Genomic DNA, 15,689 nt, shown 5'->3' with positions numbered 1-15,689 from the left:
ACTCGCTTTACAGGCATAAGAGAATCATGCCATCAGAAAGGGATAATTCGCCAAGGAGTCTAAGATGTCGAACAAGACAGAAGTCCTCATGTGCCCTACATGTGGGGTAGAAACGCATCATGTAGTGGTGTTAGTCAGAAAGAAAAGTGGCTTTGAAGGCGATAAAAATCGCAACAAGAAAGAGTTCATTGCTGGCTTTCTTAAAAGCGTAGTATTCGGCGCCTTCCTTGCTTCTATGGATGAATTTGAACGTCACTTGATCTGCGAAAACTGTGGTCATAAAACCATTCAACAGTAACTGATAGTCTTTCTTTCTCTGCATAAGTTCATAAGTGCGGTTTGAAGCACTGGTTATTCAAATCGCATTATCCTCTTTTAGTGCTTTTGCTCTTCTCATGTTCCTCTCTCAAAAGTGAGTCACATCAGTACGCATTTTAACCGCTTGGGTACAGGTAACTCACTGCTATGTATAATAAATTTCGGTGGGAAATACGTGTTTCAGCTCGATGTTTAATCTCTGTTCTATCGACACGTTTTGGGTCCGTAAACACTTAAATTTCGTTTGCTTTATGTTGCATGCAGTGCAATTGTGTGAATCCGGTCACGTTATTGTTTAATTCATAAAAAAATATTTAATGAATAGTAATTCACAAATATGCTGACCGTATGTGCTATTTAGTTTTGACTTATCTTTTGAGTATTCACTTGGTGAATGTTTTGTTGATTTTAGATTGACTGAAAGTTTGATTTTCTATTCAAACTTGTCAAGGGTTGAATATATATATTAGAAAACATGAATTTGATCTTGTTTCTATCTTTTGTTTTAAATGCGAAACTCATTATTAACAACGGATGGTTTTGATGATTTCTCTTATGTGTATCCCACCAATTTTAGAAATTGAAAATTAAACTTTCTCAATACAATAACGACTAAAATTAAACGGAATGATGTTCTTATATTTTTGTATTTTAACTTATACATTTTCACTCATTCATTTTAACTGTTTTTGTTGATTTTAAGTTGTTGATAATAATTGTCTTTTAGCTTTTATTTTAATGGCGTTGCTTTGCTGCTTCTTTAATGTTGTGGTGAGTGGTTTTATTTATAAAAAGTCATTTTAAAGTACGTTTTTAAGCAAAGTAGAACGCGACAATACTCAGATAAATAGTATTAAAAAATTAAATAAGGATTTAACCATAAGAGTAATTTTATGGTTGATAGGTTTATTGGGGTTGATTATCTGAATTTTTATGGAATTTCATCCCAATAATCTGTTTGTCTTTAAGTTTATTCTAATAAACTTAATTCTCATGGAAGTTTCAAAACATGCAGCACACAACAAAGTGGATGATGACGCCGCTTGCAATGTTGTTGGGTACGCTGTTTTCAGCGCCATCATTCGCGGTGGAAACGAGTGTAATTGATAGCACTAGCACGCCTGAATCTACACAAAATGAAGGAGATGCGTCCTGTATTGTTTGTAAGTTTAGTGGGGCCGTTTACCTATCTTACGATACAAACATTTACGATAAAGACGACTACCGTTCTGTCCGCAATTTCTCGTGGGGAGGCGATCTCGTTTATTCCTTTTCGAGCGACACAAAAGCCTATTTTTCTACGGGTGGCTATCGTGCCCTAGAAGATGAAGTCGGCACCTACGCGACAGATTCGGTGTTGGGCTTGCAATACACGAACCTATATCGCTTTGGAGATACAGGGAAAATCGGCGTTGCGGGTCAGCTCACCATTCCAACTTCAGAAACATCTCGTAAAGATGAACTGCACACCGCGGTTCGTTTAGATGTGCCGATCTCTTTTTCAGCTTGGAGCGTCGATTTTTCGGTTTCGCCAAGACTGAGAAAAAATTTCCACGAATACAAAACCATGGGGGGACGCTCGCTGACTGAGTGGACTTACTCATTGTTTGCTGTTGCGGAAAAGTCGTGGGAATCGTTCGCAGTGGGGATCACGGCGTTAGGTGGTAACAGCATCAGTTATCAAGGTACGCGCAGAAGCAGTTGGCAGTATGAAGGGGCGTTGTACGGCACATACGAGTTTGATGAAAGCTGGTCATTGCTACTCGCGGCGTCATCAACGGGTTTCTATCAAGATGCAGAGCGAGGCACCTTGGGCAACATCGATTTGTTGGACCAAGAGAAAGCGTCTTACATCGCGACAGTGACTTACTCCTTCTAGGAAAATAACAACAATTAAGGATATCCAAATAATGTTTAAAAAATTGACTCTGGTGTCAGCAATAACGGCCGCACTTGCAGGCTGTGGCGCAGATGATCAGGCGTATGACTATGTCGAAAGAGATGCAAAAGAAGTCGCAGTAAAAGACCTTAAAGACGGTCGTTGGTTTTACGTTCCGACGACTGGTGCCGCTCCACGCTTTGCTCTGAACCAATTCCCATTCTTGCAAGGTTCACCTCGTTACGTTGAGCTTTGTTTTACCAAAGAAGGTCTGGAAGTTCGCAGTTACGATAAAAACTACCCAGACGCGCATCTAAGCAAAGATGCTAATAACTACTGCGGTGAAGAGAAATTTGTCGCAGACGACGACGGCGTTAACTTCGCGCAAGTGCTGACGATTCCGGGTGACTTTGCGGCGTATCGCTGTCAAGAAGACGCGCATGGTGATTGCACCAACAAAGAAGAAACCAACGAAGACGCAAGCCTAAACTACAAGAAGAAAACCCACTTCACTCCTCGTCCTGAAGATCTCGAAATTGCAGAATTCAATATGGAAGATCTGTATGGCATTACCGAGGGCATTGATGAAATTGGCGCACCACGATTGATCTCGTGGGACTTTGACCCTAAAAACGGTCTTCTCAATTTCGAACTAGAGCGCACGTTCCGTATCGATTTAGATAATATTTCCGACTACATCAACTTTGCAACGAAAGCGAGTTTGGATGAAGCGCTTGTGGATGGCGCGTTTAAATCTCGGTTCTACTATTCGTTAGTGCACGAAAGTGAAGTGGCAACCGAAGGTTACCAACCGATCTTGTACCCTGTGGGTGATGAGAACGACATTGGTTTCTTCACCACGTCGACGAAAAAGCTTAACCCAGTCACGAATAAATACGACCGTGATGTGGTTTACCTCAATCGTTTCAACCCAGATCAAGGCTCTATCAAATATTACTTGAGCGACAATTTCTTTGAAGAGAAGAACAAGTTGTTCTTGGATGCAACGCTGCAATCGATCGACAAGATGAACCAAGCGCTGAATGTATTTGGGGCGGATGCAGGCAAGCCTGAAATCGAGATTGTGAACAAAACCAAAGCGGCTGGTATTCACCCAGGTGATCTGCGTTACAACGTGATTAACCTGATTGACGAGCCTCTAGCGAACGGTCTGCTTGGCTATGGCCCGTCGGTTTCTAACCCGATGACGGGGGAAATCATCAAAGGCCACGTGAACCAATACGCAGGCGTTGCAAGAACGGGTGTGCCTTTCTATTGGGATAACCTGGCGCGTTTCTATAATCGTAATCAACTGGACTTAGATGGCTTAGATCCATTGCCAACCAGCAGCGAATCTGTGAAAACAGAAGTTGCGGATAGAATTGAAGCGCTTTCTACAATGGCGGCGATGGCGAGCCTGAAATCGGATGAAAACATTCATGCGCCGCTCGTTTCAAAAGAAGACATCGTTTCTGGAAAAGCAGCGACGAAGAGCCCAACTCAGCTAATGAAAAACTTCAATGATGACATGGAGTTTGAAAAGGTGGTTGAAGCTGAAGAGAACCGTTTGTCTTTCTGGGCAGAGAACAACGTCTATCCAATCGAAGCGTCGTGGGTTTCTTCAACCAACAAGGCCATGTTGGACAACTTGAAGTTGGATGACGAGCGTTACTTTGAGATCAAACTCGATGACGCAGGTAACGAAGTATCGCGTCAGCTTAAGCGTTGGAAATACCTACCAAAAGAGTTGCAAGTGAAAGCCGCAGATGCGATTACGGTTGCGACTTACAGCAATACGCTTGTTCACGAGCTTGGTCATAACATGGGTCTGCGCCATAACTTTAAAGGCTCAAATGACAAAGCGAACTACTACACGCTAGAGCAAGCGCATCAACTTGGTTTGAACAACATTCCTGCTTACAGTTCGACGATGGACTACGCACCAAGCATGTTGGATGAAACGCCAACTTGGGGTCTGTACGACATTGCGGCGTTTAAGTTCGGCTACGGCCGTAAAGTCGAGACGATTCAAGATTCTTCAGGTTCAGCTCCTGCACCTGTTGCGAAACCGGCAGACAGTGCGAGCGATGAAGACAAAGCGGCATATGCTCGTTACCTCGCTGATCAGCAAGCCTACCAACAAAGCTTTGCATACAAGTTTGGCAACAATCCAGACAACACATCGCTGATGGTGTGTTCTGAAGTGAAGGCGCTAACGGGGGACGAGAAAGGCAAATCACTCTACAACTGTGACTTTAGCCGATTCGATATCGCTGCGTTGTCTGATGATCCAGAACTGAATGCGAAAACTCGTTATGGCGCACTTTACTACCTAGATAAAGTGAATGAAATTGAGCGTAAGTCTTACGATTTCTGTACCGATGGGAACGTTTCTCTAAACAGCGACTGTAACCGTTTTGACGAAGGTACAAACCTAGAAGAAATTGTTTCTTACGAGTGGCAGAACTATCTCGATAGCTATGATCGACGCAACTTGGAGTTATATGGGACTACGGGATTGTTCTCGTCCGATTATCCTGGTTACTTAGTGCGCCGTTACATGGAAATGAGCGCTATCCGTGACAAGATGGAAGATCTTGAGCGCATCGATAACCTGTACACCAATCTGGGTTACACTTCGTCAACGGATAAGCCGGGTGACTTCTTATTGCGCATTGCTTCAAACCCTCAATACTGTAGCGAAGGCAAAGCCGATAACTCATGGTTCTGTGATTATGCGAATGGGGCGAAAAAATCCGCGGCGTTCTTCCTTGATATCTTGCGCACACCAGAGCATCAATGTGTGATAGAAAATGCGGCAGGCAACCAAAAAGTGATTTCTTTTGGTCAACTGTTAGACAACAACTCACACCAAATTCCGGCTGACTACGATCTTTCAACAGCCAGCTGTTTTGATGATTTGGCAGCACGCTTTATCGAAGATTCAGATGAGGGCTATATAGCTGTTGCGGAAACTGCGAATGGACGCTTCCTAAACTCAATTGGTAGCTTTGACCCGGATTACCCTTGGTCAAATGCGGTGTCTGTGTTGGGTAACTGGCCAGATAAAGCGTTGGCGAGCCACTTCTTAGCACGTCGATTCTCGAACCGTTTTACCGACGAGGTGAGCTTTGCATCGCTGCTTGATATCCCTGGGGTGCAAGCTGAATACGAAGACATCATGGGCAACATCGTGGCAAATGATGCGTTAAATACGCCAGTTAAATTGGTGGGTAAAGACGGTAAGGAATACACCAATCTAAAAGGTGTTACCGTGAACCTACACATCACTGAGCAAATGGAGTCCCTACCACCAATGCCTCGTGGTATTGCAAGATTCCTTGATATTGGTGCAGAAGGTCGCGGACGTGTTGGCGATGTCATCTTGAGAATGGGTGTGAACCAAATGAAGTCTTACGACTACACAGTGAAGACTCGTGGTCAATCTCAGTTTGATACGTTTACGAAGCAGCAAGACCGTTACGGTATCATCGCGGGTGACAAGGTTGAGTTTGTTATCGACGGCGAGAAGTTTGTGGCAACAAAAGCAAACAAGCTGGCTTACGACTACGCAAATCAACTGGTGACGTCCAAAGGTTACGATCTAAAAACGTACCTAGATAGCTATGAGCCTGCAACACTAAACAAGGTTGCAGAGAGCATCGATAGTGCTTGGGGGCCATTCCGAACAGCGATTGTCCCAGCGTTCCACGATCCTGTATTGCTGCTGGATGCGCCAATGGTCAACGCAATGAAGCGAACCATTGATGCGGATATCGCGGCAGGTGTGCTGTCGTTTAGCCAGTCTTTCATCAACTTTACGACAGCGAATGTGACTTCGGGTGATTTGGTCATCGATGCAACTTCGGGCACATTGAGCTACAAAGGTGGTAAAGCGCACGATGAGCTGAAAGCGTTCGAAGCTTACACTGATGCGATGCTTTTGATTTACAACGATCACGCCGAAGACATGATGTTCGCGGTCGACAATGTGTACGCAGGGTACATGGCGTCTTCAGATGCTGACAAAGAACTTTGGCTGAAAGATCTCAATATGATTCAAGCGTATTTGCGTGGTGATATCGGCGCTGTGGCTGGTGATTACTACAAGATGCTTGATCGCCTACCAACTGCAGTGAGTTTCCAGTAAATAACTCTTAATTCACTCATACAAAGGCCTGCAGCAATGCAGGCCTTTTTCGTCATAGGACTGATGGAATTTAGGAGTGAAAGATGATCTGTCCGTCTTCTGTCATCACAAGTGTCGCTTTGCTTTGTTCGATAAGTTGGGCAGCATAAGAAGGGGTAACGGCCTGCATATCACCTTTAGATCGAAGAGTTAAAGACTCCCACGCTTGATCTCGATATTTCCCTGCTTGGGTGTATTGAATCAGTACTTTCATAGCTTCACGCTCCGGTGTGGTTGACGTGCTACTTAAGTTAACGATCTTAGGTTGGTTGCGCATCTGTTAAAAATGAAACATTAGTTTAACCAAATGTGCCTTTCCAAATATCGCGCATTGAGCAGAGCAATTTAGAATCCTTGTGATGGAAGGATGAAGAACACTCAATCTTTCGATTCATACTGCGCAATATAATGTTTGAGAGATTTGGTTTCCGCACTCTGAAACTCTTCATCGTGCATACGCAGTGCTTGGATACGGTCGAGGCGGAACTGACGGTAATCATCGCGCAATTCGCACCAGGCGACCAGCGTCCAGACTTTGCCCCAAAAGAATTGGCCTAACGGTTGGATTTTTCTCTCGGTCACCTGTCCGCTTTCATCTTGGTAATCCAAACTGACCTTAAACTGATGATCAATCGCGTGGCGCAGAAGCTGCCCACGTTTGGCAGTCTCGGATTGGGTGTGATAATCGGGCACAATCAGCGGACAATCTTCCACTTGTTGTTTGAGCTTATCTGGCAATACCGAAAGTATTTTGGTGGACGCAGAGTGAGACGCTTCGGCGAGTTCAACATCCGACCAGGCTCGAACCATCCGCATACCCAGTTCAAGCGCCATCATCTCTTTTTCTGAGAACATCAAAGGCGGCAGATGAGAGCCAGCTTGCAATAGGTAGCCAACACCTGCTTCACCTTGAATAGGAACACCAGAACTAAGCAACGACTGAATATCGCGATAAATCGTACGTTCGCTGACTTCCATTCTTTCTGCGAGCTCTTTCGCTGTCACGGCGTAACGCTTTGCGCGCAAAAGCGTCAGTAGCTCAAACAGTCGTTCTGATTTGCTCATGATGTTCCTTATCTAGACCTACTGGTTGTTAGTGGTAGTGTGGCTGATTACTTCTCTAGCTCACTGCACATTTTTAAGTTGTGATGTTTAAGCTCGAAACTTTCGCAGTCAATCATCGATAACAGAGGCTGAAATTCAGCGGCTTGCTTAATCTGTTTTCCCGCCTGTTTGGCATCGTCCATTGAACGCCAGTAAATGATGTCTGTCCACACATCGTCCGTCGCTTCGTGACTGAGCGATCGGTACAAAAAGCCCGGCAGATTCTTCACAAACGTTTGTGACTGTTTGGCAGCGGCGATCACGTCTTGCTCTGTTGTGCCTGCGGTTAGACGAAATTGCACAGTTTCGATAACGGTTTCCATATTGTGATTCCTTATTGGTTTTGGCGGATTGCCTGTTGAGTTCCAAATAAGGTTACGCGGATGGAATGTCAGAACATGTCAGTAGTGAAATCTCACTCACTTATCATCAATATGGTTATTTTTCTGGGCTGTTGTAACGATCCCAGTAAGGTAAATCTGTGCCGAGTTTTTCGCTGATAAAATCGATAAAGGCTCTTACTTTCAACGGCATGTGCTTGCGTTCAGGAAAAACCGCATAAATGGCGTGTTCTGGTAGAGAATACTCTTCCATCACCGGTTTTAGATTTCCTGCAGCAAAGTCTCTTCCTGCAATAAACGTCGGCAGTTGCGCAATGCCCGAACCTCTTAACAGCAACTGGCGAATGGCTTCGCTGTTATTGACGATAAAGTTTCCTTTTGGAAGTACCTTGTATTCGCTGCCGTTGTTGATGAACATCCATTCGACGCCGCCACGGAAATAGGAGTAGCGCAGGCAGTTGTGACCGACTAAATCACTTGGTTTTTGTGGTGTTCCAAACTCCGCTAAGTAATCTGGTGAGGCACAAAGCACACTTTTACAAGGGGCGAGACGCTTTGCGATGAGATTGGAAGAGGTGAGTTCACCAATACGGATCCCCAAATCAAAACCGTCTTTAACCAAATCGACCATTTTGTCTTCGAGGTTTAAATCCACTTCAATTTTCGGGTAACGAGCGAGAAACTCGCTGATCAAAGGCGCGATATGCAGTACACCGAAAGACATCGGCACGGTAATTTTGAGCCGACCTTGTGGAGAGCCTTGCAGTTCCGATACCGCGTCCACGCCTTGCTGGGCTAGGTTGAGCGCTTGAGAGGCGTACTCAAAATAGCGTTCTCCTGCTTCGGTCAGGCTCAGCTTACGCGTAGTTCGATTAAGGAGACGAATGCCCAAATCGTCTTCTAGTTGGTTGATGCGTTTGCTGATCGCCGATTTCGTCAGATTCAGCTGTTTGGCCGCAAGGGAAAAGCTGCCGCATTCGACAACAGCAACAAAAACGGGCAGGGAGGCAATCGCGTTCACATCAATCTCCTATCATCGTGAAGCATTTATTGTTGAGCACAAGGATACAATTAATTTCCAATTATAGAGATTATCTTCAAGAAGAAAACAATCTAGACTATGCACCAGTATTACGACCTTGATTTTGGGAAGAAGAAAATGAAGTACGATTGGATCCTGTTTGACGCTGACGAAACCTTATTCCACTTTGATGCTTTCAAAGGTTTGCAGCTTATGTTTTCTCGCAAAGGCGTAGATTTTACTGAACAAGATTTTGCTCATTACCAAACCGTAAACAAACCGCTTTGGGTGGATTACCAAGACGGCAAAGTAACGGCAGATGAGCTAAAACATAACCGCTTTACCGAGTGGGCTGAGAAGTTGAATACCACAACAGCAGATCTCAATAGCGCATTTTTAGAAGCAATGGCCGATATTTGCAGTTTGTTGCCAGGTGCAAAAGAGCTGATGGAAGCGCTGCAAGGCAAAGCTAAAATGGGCATCATCACCAACGGTTTTACAGAGTTGCAAGCAATTCGCCTTGAGCGCACAGGGATGACTGAGTACTTCGATAAAGTGGTGATCTCTGAACAAGTGGGCGTCGCAAAACCGGACTTAGGCATTTTTGAATACGCGATGCAGCAAATGGGCAACCCATGCAAAACGCGTGTACTGATGGTGGGTGACAACCTGCATTCCGATATTCTTGGTGGCAATAACTTTGGTATTGAAACTTGCTGGTTAAATACCACAGGCGCAAGTGTCGATGAGCGTATCGCACCAAATTACACCGTTGAGTCTTTGAGTGAACTAAAGAACATTTTGGTGGCGTAACTGAATCGGGTATTATTCCACAGTAACCCTCAGAAAAATCAAGGAATAACCATGTCAGACATCAAACAGCTAGACAGCAAAGTCGTTTACCAAAATAAGTGGATGACGGTGCGTGAGGACAAAATTTTACGTCCGAGTGGCGCAGAGGGCATCTATGGTGTGGTCGACAAACCTGATTGTGCTGCGATTCTGGCTATCGATAACGGGATGATTCACTTGGTTCAGCAGTACCGTTACACCGTAGGTCAACGTTGTTGGGAGATCCCACAAGGGGCGTGGGAATCAAACCCAGATGCGGATCATCTTGAGCTTGCCAAAGGCGAACTGCGTGAAGAAACGGGCATGCAGGCGAGCACTATGGCGTATGTCGGCGCGCAGTTTATCGCATACGGCTTTTTGAATCAGACATGTCACGTCTACTTCGCCAGTGATTTAACGGACGTGGGCAATCAACTCGACAGTGAAGAAGAGGATTTGATCACTCGCGCTTTTTCTGTTGAGGAGTTCGAACAAATGATGATCGACGGCACGATCAAAGATTGTGTCACTATCGCGGCTTATGGTTTGGCGAAGCTGAAGGAATTCATTTAGTGAGCAATGACAATTTTTAATAAAAACAGCGGTCTAGTGCCGCTGTTTTTAGTTTGGGAGAGCTCGTTGAGCCATCGCTTACTCGTCGATTTTCTTACCTAAAATTTCTACTTTCGCTTTCTTGGTCACTCCTGCGACTTGCAGCGCTGTGCTGCCAACCGATTCATAGTTCAACTCGATCTTGTCTAATTTCGCGTTATCTTTCGTTGGTAGGCTTAAGCTTCTTGATGACATGCCTTTAGTCAGAACACCTAAACTGTCGAACGTCTTTTCCTGACCATCTTTCATGATCACTTTAACGCTTTTCAGATCGACCGTACCTTGCGTACATTTGATTTTGATGTGGCTGAAACGAGCGTTAGCAAATGGTGACAGTGGATTGACTGTGTCGGTTTCCGATTTAAAACTGACGGTTTTATCTGCAATCTTGTCCCAATCGTTGTCTCCAGCAACCGATTGGAAAGAGGCTACAGCCGCTAAAAGACAGAGTGCGATGGTGTTGAACAGTTTCATAGCTTTTCCTTACCTTAGGTTTAGATATTCTGTTTAATCAGTTCGATGACGTGTGTGACTTCGTCTTGAGTTAAAGCCCCTTCTTTCACGAATAAAATTTCGCCTTGTTTATTTTGTACGATAATCGCAGAACTTTCTTGCTGCAGATCCCAAGTTGTTGCTAATAAGCCATTTTTGTCTAACACCATGGAAGACCAAGAGAATGTCTTTTTGCTGTCCTCTGCCGACGATTTTACAAATGTACCGGTTCCCCAAATGGCGTCTTCTTGGTTGATCACGGTTGTGGTCTGATACTGATCTTCAGGAAAGTGAGCGGCAGTGATTGCTGACATCAGCGGCGCGTTCATCTCTTTAGCTTTACTACGACCTGCAATGGCTTGTATCACACGGACTTTGCCTAACATCTGCTGAGTTGCCCAAGGTTGATAAGCCACATCGTCTCCTTGCAGCGTCATTTCGCCATAGGTATCAATGCTGACGGAAGGGGTAGTTTGACCGACAGAAAGGTTATGAGAGAAGGCGAGTGTCGGGGCGAGTGCGAGTAAGAGTGACAGAAAAGATGGAGTTTTCATTGGGGGTTCCTGTAACGAAGTGAGGTTAGAGCGAATCAAAATAAGGGGCAAATACGATGCCCCTTATCGGATGTGGCGATTAGTTAGAAAGTACAACGCGCGCATTTAACGGTTGCAGCGGACGATTGTTTTGTCCCATGACTTCCATCAGTTTCGCGGCTTGATCTTTGGATAAGGTTTGAGTGTCTTTAAGCACAAACCAGCGCACACCTTCTGAACATGGCGGTGTGGTTAAAGATCCGTTAAATCGATAGTAGCTTGCAGTTTTTGGCAGTAAGTCGTTAATCTCAAACGTATCTTTAAAGAACGTGGTTTGATTCTCTTGTGGGATTGCGCTGATCAGTTTAGACAGCGCTGCGTTTTGATCGCCAGCATCAAACATCACCGAAATTACCGCCAACTCGCCATCTGCGTTGGCGTGCACAAAGTGCGCTTCAAGTGGATATTGGCGGCCTTTGATTTGGTTTTCTGAAGGTGTGTGGAAATGGAACTGTTGTAGTTCGAACGTCTCGCCATCGATGGTGAAGCTGTTACGTCCGTTCACTTGCGCTTGCAGCGTATGACCATTGTTGGTTAAACCAATGACCTGACCAGTGTACGAAAGGTTCAGTGCTTCCAGTTTTGCATCGGCTGGGTTGTCGATGTTGATTGGGCTTTGGTTTTTCGTGGTTGCGCAGTCTTTGGCGATTTCTCCCCAGTGCTCTGGCCCGTGTTTGTCATTGCCATAGCCCCACTCCGAAGCCTGAGCAGCGCTTAGAGTGAGAAGTGAGAGTGAAAAAGCAAGTAGTGTTTTGTTCATAATAATGTCTCTGTTCGGTCGCTTTGATAAGCGTTGTTACAAGGCAATGACCTAGAGGTTTGATCACTGCCTGATAAATTAGAAACGGTGGCTGAGTTGGGCACCAATTAGGAACGCATTTGAATGGGTCACGCCTGTCACCATCGGTGCAGGAACACCTTCATACGCGTACTCTTCTACGTTGACATCTTCACCAATCAAGTACGTCATGCCGATGTCAACCGTGGTATCTGATGACCATTGGTAAGAGGCACCCGCAGATAACCAGTGACGGTTCGAATCTGGAATAGAAAGCGAAGTCAGCTCATCGACAGGTGTTTTGTCGAACATGTAACCCGTGCGCAGTGTCCAACGTTCATTGGCGTACCAAGTCGCACCGATGGAGTAGTGCGCGGAGTCTTGCCACTGAAAATCTTTTAGTAACTGATCATCAGCTTTCAAGTTGTCAAATGCTGACCAACCAATCCACTGCACAGAATAGTGCAGGGCAAATTTAGGTAAGACGCGGTGATAACCGGAAAACTCCGCAATATCCGGTAGTGGCATAGCAAGTGAGTCGTACGATTCGCCAGCAAAGTGGATGTCGCCCTTGGCATCAATGTTAGGGCTGTGCTTGTAGCTTAAACCTAAGCGATGACGTTCGTTAAACTCGTACATCATGCCAATGTTCGCGCCAAGCCCAATGCCGCCCGCTTCCACATCAAGTGCGTTGCCTTTTACGGTTCCACAACGTTGTTCTAGTTCGTTTCCAAGGATGTTCCCACCAACGCAAACACCCACGCCCATATCGCGGTACAGCTCACCAGAGCCGTAAATCACATCAATACCACCACCGATACTAAGACGGTCGTTCACCTTGTATGCCAAGCTTGCGCCAAGGTTGACACTCGCTACGCTGGTGACACCGCCAAAAACAGGTGCGCCATAGTTTGGTTTAAACTCCATGTCGGTTCCGAAGTTGGAGTATGCCGATAAGCCTAGATACCAGTCGTCGTTGATAGGGTGAATAAAGTAAAAATTGGGTACAACGGCTGGTTGACCAACGCCATCGACGTCATCAATGTCGGTCACGGTTTGAGAGAATTACGGGGTAATGTCAACTTGAGGGGACGGAGGAAAACCGCCCATACCAACATTGACATCCGCATTAATGTTAGCTCGATGATATTGCGCATTTTTAACGGTAACGTCAGGTTTGACGTAAGTGACACTGAACGATAAGGCATTTTGTTTAAACAGCGTCATTGCTGCGGCGTTGCGGCTGACTACAGACGCATTATCACCAATAGCGGCATCACCAGCAAAAGCACGACCAAGACCCGTCGCAGAATGTTCGTTAATTTGAAAACCACCGGCATACGCCGTCGAGGAGGCTAACCCGATTAATAAATAAATCGGTGAAAGAGTTAATTGTCGCTGCATGTTTTTCTCATGAATTAATTAGAAGTTGTATTGCAACGAAAATCAGTAAAATAAACAAATCTGACCAGTGTATTTAGGAGCAAAACTAACAGTGTGCTGACAATAAGTAAATTTAACTTAATAAATATTTATTGTTGAATTTATTAATGCTTCATGGCGTGAATATAGTAGTTATTTTACGTGTAAATTAAATCCTGAACCTCTATTTTTATTTTTGCGGTATTACTTCTCTATTTTTATTGTGCTGACTGTTCCCTAACAAACAGAGGCAAATCCAGCGATAAAGTGTTCGTGATGGAAACTCTGAGTCATTTGTATTTCCATTGCATCCCAACGTTGGTAGTTCGAATCAGCAAGAGAACTATCGTTTAAACCCACATGACAAACTCCTCTCGGTCTTACCTGTGTTATGTGGGTATTTTTTATTTAACTTGTCACTTAACTCTTCTTTAAATTCAATAATCAAAATGACCATAATGAAATTTAAATGGATGGCATATTGAATAATTTTTATTTTACTGGTTTGTTGGTATTTAAAAGTTTTGTTTATAATACTTATAACTTGAAATTTTGTATTTCAATTGTTGTTCATCTATATTTAAATATAAAAGTAGACTCATGTATATGAAAACAAAATGACCACGATATTTCGTGGCCATTTTTATCATCAAAGTATTTATGATGATTAAGAATTTAACCTATAAGAAAGTCTTATTAAAAGCGAAACTCTTCTAAGTTATTGCTGCTTTCCAACATTTTTTCAGCAACATAACGATGCGTGGCTGTGGTTGGGTGAGTCACATCCCAGAACACAAACTTATCTGCGCCAGATGCCGCACACTCAGAGCGTAATGAATGGGTGTACATGTAATCCACAGAAGATGAGCGGTTGATGTCCAGACAAGGATCACTTGCATTCACAAACCCGTGTTCTTCTGGTGCCGAGGTTAACGTCTCAAACAGCGCGTGCGTATCAAACAATGAAATGTTGTAACCTTGAGCTTTATAGTACATCGCTTGTGCTTTGATGAACTCGTTCATTTTCAATACTTTCGCGCGAATCGTTTCAATTTCTTCCTGCGTTGAGTATTTGAACTGTGGTGCTTTGGTTGCGTCTGGCAGAGTCATCAACATGAAGTTCTTCGCGCCCGCGTCTGTTAGACGAATCAGAGCTTCAGCGTAATCCGCTTTTACTTCCGGCACGCTACGGTTGTAGTTCATGAAATCATTTAAACCAAACTCCAACGTAAACAATGTGTTTGCTGGGTTGTAGTTTTTCGCCAGTTTTGTGTAGGTCAAGTAAGAAGAAACTTGTTCGCCGACACCTGTTAGCGCAATGTATTGGTTCTCACCTGCTGCGCCGCCAACTGCCCAGTTATAAAGCGGTAAGTTTTTGGCTTTAGCAACGTATTCCGTCCAAACAAAACCGTTCGAGAAGTGACCTAAGAACCAGCTGTTTGGGTTAGGGAAGCGCCATTGGGAAGCGTTAAAGATGTTGCCTGTATCAGATAAGCTGTCGCCCAAAGCCACTACTTTGTTGATTTGATCTGGTTGCATTGCAGCATCATTGCTCCAGATCGTGTGGTTATAAGAATAGCGATTGTCAGCAGCAAAAAACGTAATGTCTGCGTTCTCGTTCGCCAGATCTAGTGTTTCTTCACAGCGCTGGCGAATCACGTTTTGTGAAGTGTTGGTGTAGAACATGTTTTTAAATGAAACAGAGCTCCACCAATAACCGTCGATAGTGAAGTCACTACCATCTTGGTTTTTTGCCCATTTCCAGTCGGTAGCCGCATCATCCTTAGAGTGGCTCGTACGATACCAGCAGCGAACGTAAGTATAGGTTTGATTTTCTTGCGTGCTGACCACTTCAGACGCAGAAACCATTTCTGTTGATAATGTTGGCTCCTCTGCAACGGCAGAGGCAAGCGGAAGTAATGCAGTTAATAGTGTGATTGTTTTTTTCATCATTCACTCTTCTTGTAATGGTTATGGTTCCGAATACGTGAATACGCTCGGCTATAACAGTATTTAGATGAGAATTTTTCTCACTAAACCTTCTAATTCTGAGTAAATACTCAAGACAGTCAACAACTAAATATTCAATATTTCAGTTTTGGCACCACA

The 15,689-nt window shown here is 44.4% G+C and carries 13 protein-coding genes and 1 pseudogene; 5 read left to right on the top strand and 9 right to left on the bottom strand.

From position 1 onward, the window contains the following. Positions 1-64 precede the first annotated feature (64 nt). The 3 genes from FKN08_RS12125 to FKN08_RS12115 all read left to right on the top strand — a co-directional run bounded on the left by FKN08_RS12125 (position 65) and on the right by FKN08_RS12115 (position 6,347). Positions 65-298 carry a hypothetical protein gene (locus FKN08_RS12125; RefSeq protein WP_005393681.1) on the top strand — a complete coding sequence of 78 codons (234 nt, stop codon included), beginning with the start codon at positions 65-67 and terminating at the stop codon, positions 296-298. A gap of 1,029 nt (positions 299-1,327) precedes the next feature. After that, on the top strand, positions 1,328-2,197 hold the full coding sequence (locus FKN08_RS12120; RefSeq protein WP_005393683.1) for a hypothetical protein: 870 nt from the start codon (positions 1,328-1,330) through the stop codon (positions 2,195-2,197). 31 nt (positions 2,198-2,228) lie between these two features. Continuing rightward, on the top strand, positions 2,229-6,347 hold the full coding sequence (locus FKN08_RS12115; RefSeq protein ID WP_170892217.1) for a M66 family metalloprotease: 4,119 nt from the start codon (positions 2,229-2,231) through the stop codon (positions 6,345-6,347). A 70-nt stretch (positions 6,348-6,417) separates the two neighbouring features. Here FKN08_RS12115 and FKN08_RS12110 read toward each other — a convergent pair whose 3' ends face one another. The 4 genes from FKN08_RS12110 to FKN08_RS12095 all read right to left on the bottom strand — a co-directional run bounded on the left by FKN08_RS12110 (position 6,418) and on the right by FKN08_RS12095 (position 8,852). After that, positions 6,418-6,600, bottom strand: coding sequence for a hypothetical protein (locus FKN08_RS12110; protein WP_005393690.1), 183 nt, complete (start codon positions 6,598-6,600; stop codon positions 6,418-6,420). 164 nt (positions 6,601-6,764) lie between these two features. Then, positions 6,765-7,451, bottom strand: coding sequence for a YafY family protein (locus tag FKN08_RS12105; RefSeq protein WP_005374113.1), 687 nt, complete (start codon positions 7,449-7,451; stop codon positions 6,765-6,767). Between the two features lie 47 nt (positions 7,452-7,498). Continuing rightward, positions 7,499-7,813, bottom strand: coding sequence for a hypothetical protein (locus FKN08_RS12100; RefSeq protein WP_021452372.1), 315 nt, complete (start codon positions 7,811-7,813; stop codon positions 7,499-7,501). A 115-nt stretch (positions 7,814-7,928) separates the two neighbouring features. Beyond that, a complete protein-coding gene (locus tag FKN08_RS12095; protein WP_053307145.1) occupies positions 7,929-8,852 on the bottom strand; it encodes a LysR family transcriptional regulator in 924 nt (307 codons plus the stop codon). A 138-nt stretch (positions 8,853-8,990) separates the two neighbouring features. Here FKN08_RS12095 and yjjG point away from each other — a divergent pair, with 138 nt between their 5' ends. Both yjjG and FKN08_RS12085 read left to right on the top strand, forming a co-directional pair. Continuing rightward, positions 8,991-9,665, top strand: a complete 675-nt coding sequence (gene yjjG / locus FKN08_RS12090) for a pyrimidine 5'-nucleotidase (protein ID WP_029800868.1) — start codon at positions 8,991-8,993, stop codon at positions 9,663-9,665. Positions 9,666-9,716: 51 nt separating this feature from the next. Next, entirely contained in the window at positions 9,717-10,256 is a 540-nt protein-coding gene (locus FKN08_RS12085; protein WP_170892216.1) for an NUDIX hydrolase, read from the top strand. Positions 10,257-10,334: 78 nt separating this feature from the next. On the opposite strand, the gene FKN08_RS12080 is transcribed toward FKN08_RS12085, so the two are convergent. From FKN08_RS12080 to FKN08_RS12060, 5 genes and pseudogenes are all read right to left on the bottom strand, one after another. After that, positions 10,335-10,769: a hypothetical protein gene (locus FKN08_RS12080; RefSeq protein WP_005393700.1), complete on the bottom strand. Its 435-nt coding sequence runs from the start codon at positions 10,767-10,769 to the stop codon at positions 10,335-10,337. A 20-nt stretch (positions 10,770-10,789) separates the two neighbouring features. After that, the gene (locus FKN08_RS12075) at positions 10,790-11,341 is read right to left on the bottom strand and encodes a YtfJ family protein (protein ID WP_170892215.1); all 552 of its coding nucleotides are present in this window, start codon (positions 11,339-11,341) and stop codon (positions 10,790-10,792) included. A 79-nt stretch (positions 11,342-11,420) separates the two neighbouring features. Then, positions 11,421-12,140: a carbonic anhydrase family protein gene (locus FKN08_RS12070; protein ID WP_170892214.1), complete on the bottom strand. Its 720-nt coding sequence runs from the start codon at positions 12,138-12,140 to the stop codon at positions 11,421-11,423. A gap of 78 nt (positions 12,141-12,218) precedes the next feature. Beyond that, a pseudogene (locus tag FKN08_RS12065) lies at positions 12,219-13,562 on the bottom strand (porin). Positions 13,563-14,276: 714 nt separating this feature from the next. Next, positions 14,277-15,533 (bottom strand): type 2 secretion system lipase, encoded by a 1,257-nt coding sequence (locus tag FKN08_RS12060; RefSeq protein WP_212762680.1) that lies wholly within the window; start codon positions 15,531-15,533, stop codon positions 14,277-14,279. Between the last annotated feature and the right edge of the window lie 156 nt (positions 15,534-15,689).

Origin of the sequence: Vibrio sp. 1-2 (7-a), assembly GCF_013048515.1 — a bacterium.
Lineage (GTDB): Bacteria > Pseudomonadota > Gammaproteobacteria > Enterobacterales > Vibrionaceae > Vibrio > Vibrio diabolicus.
This window is presented reverse-complemented; position numbering and strand designations above follow the sequence as displayed.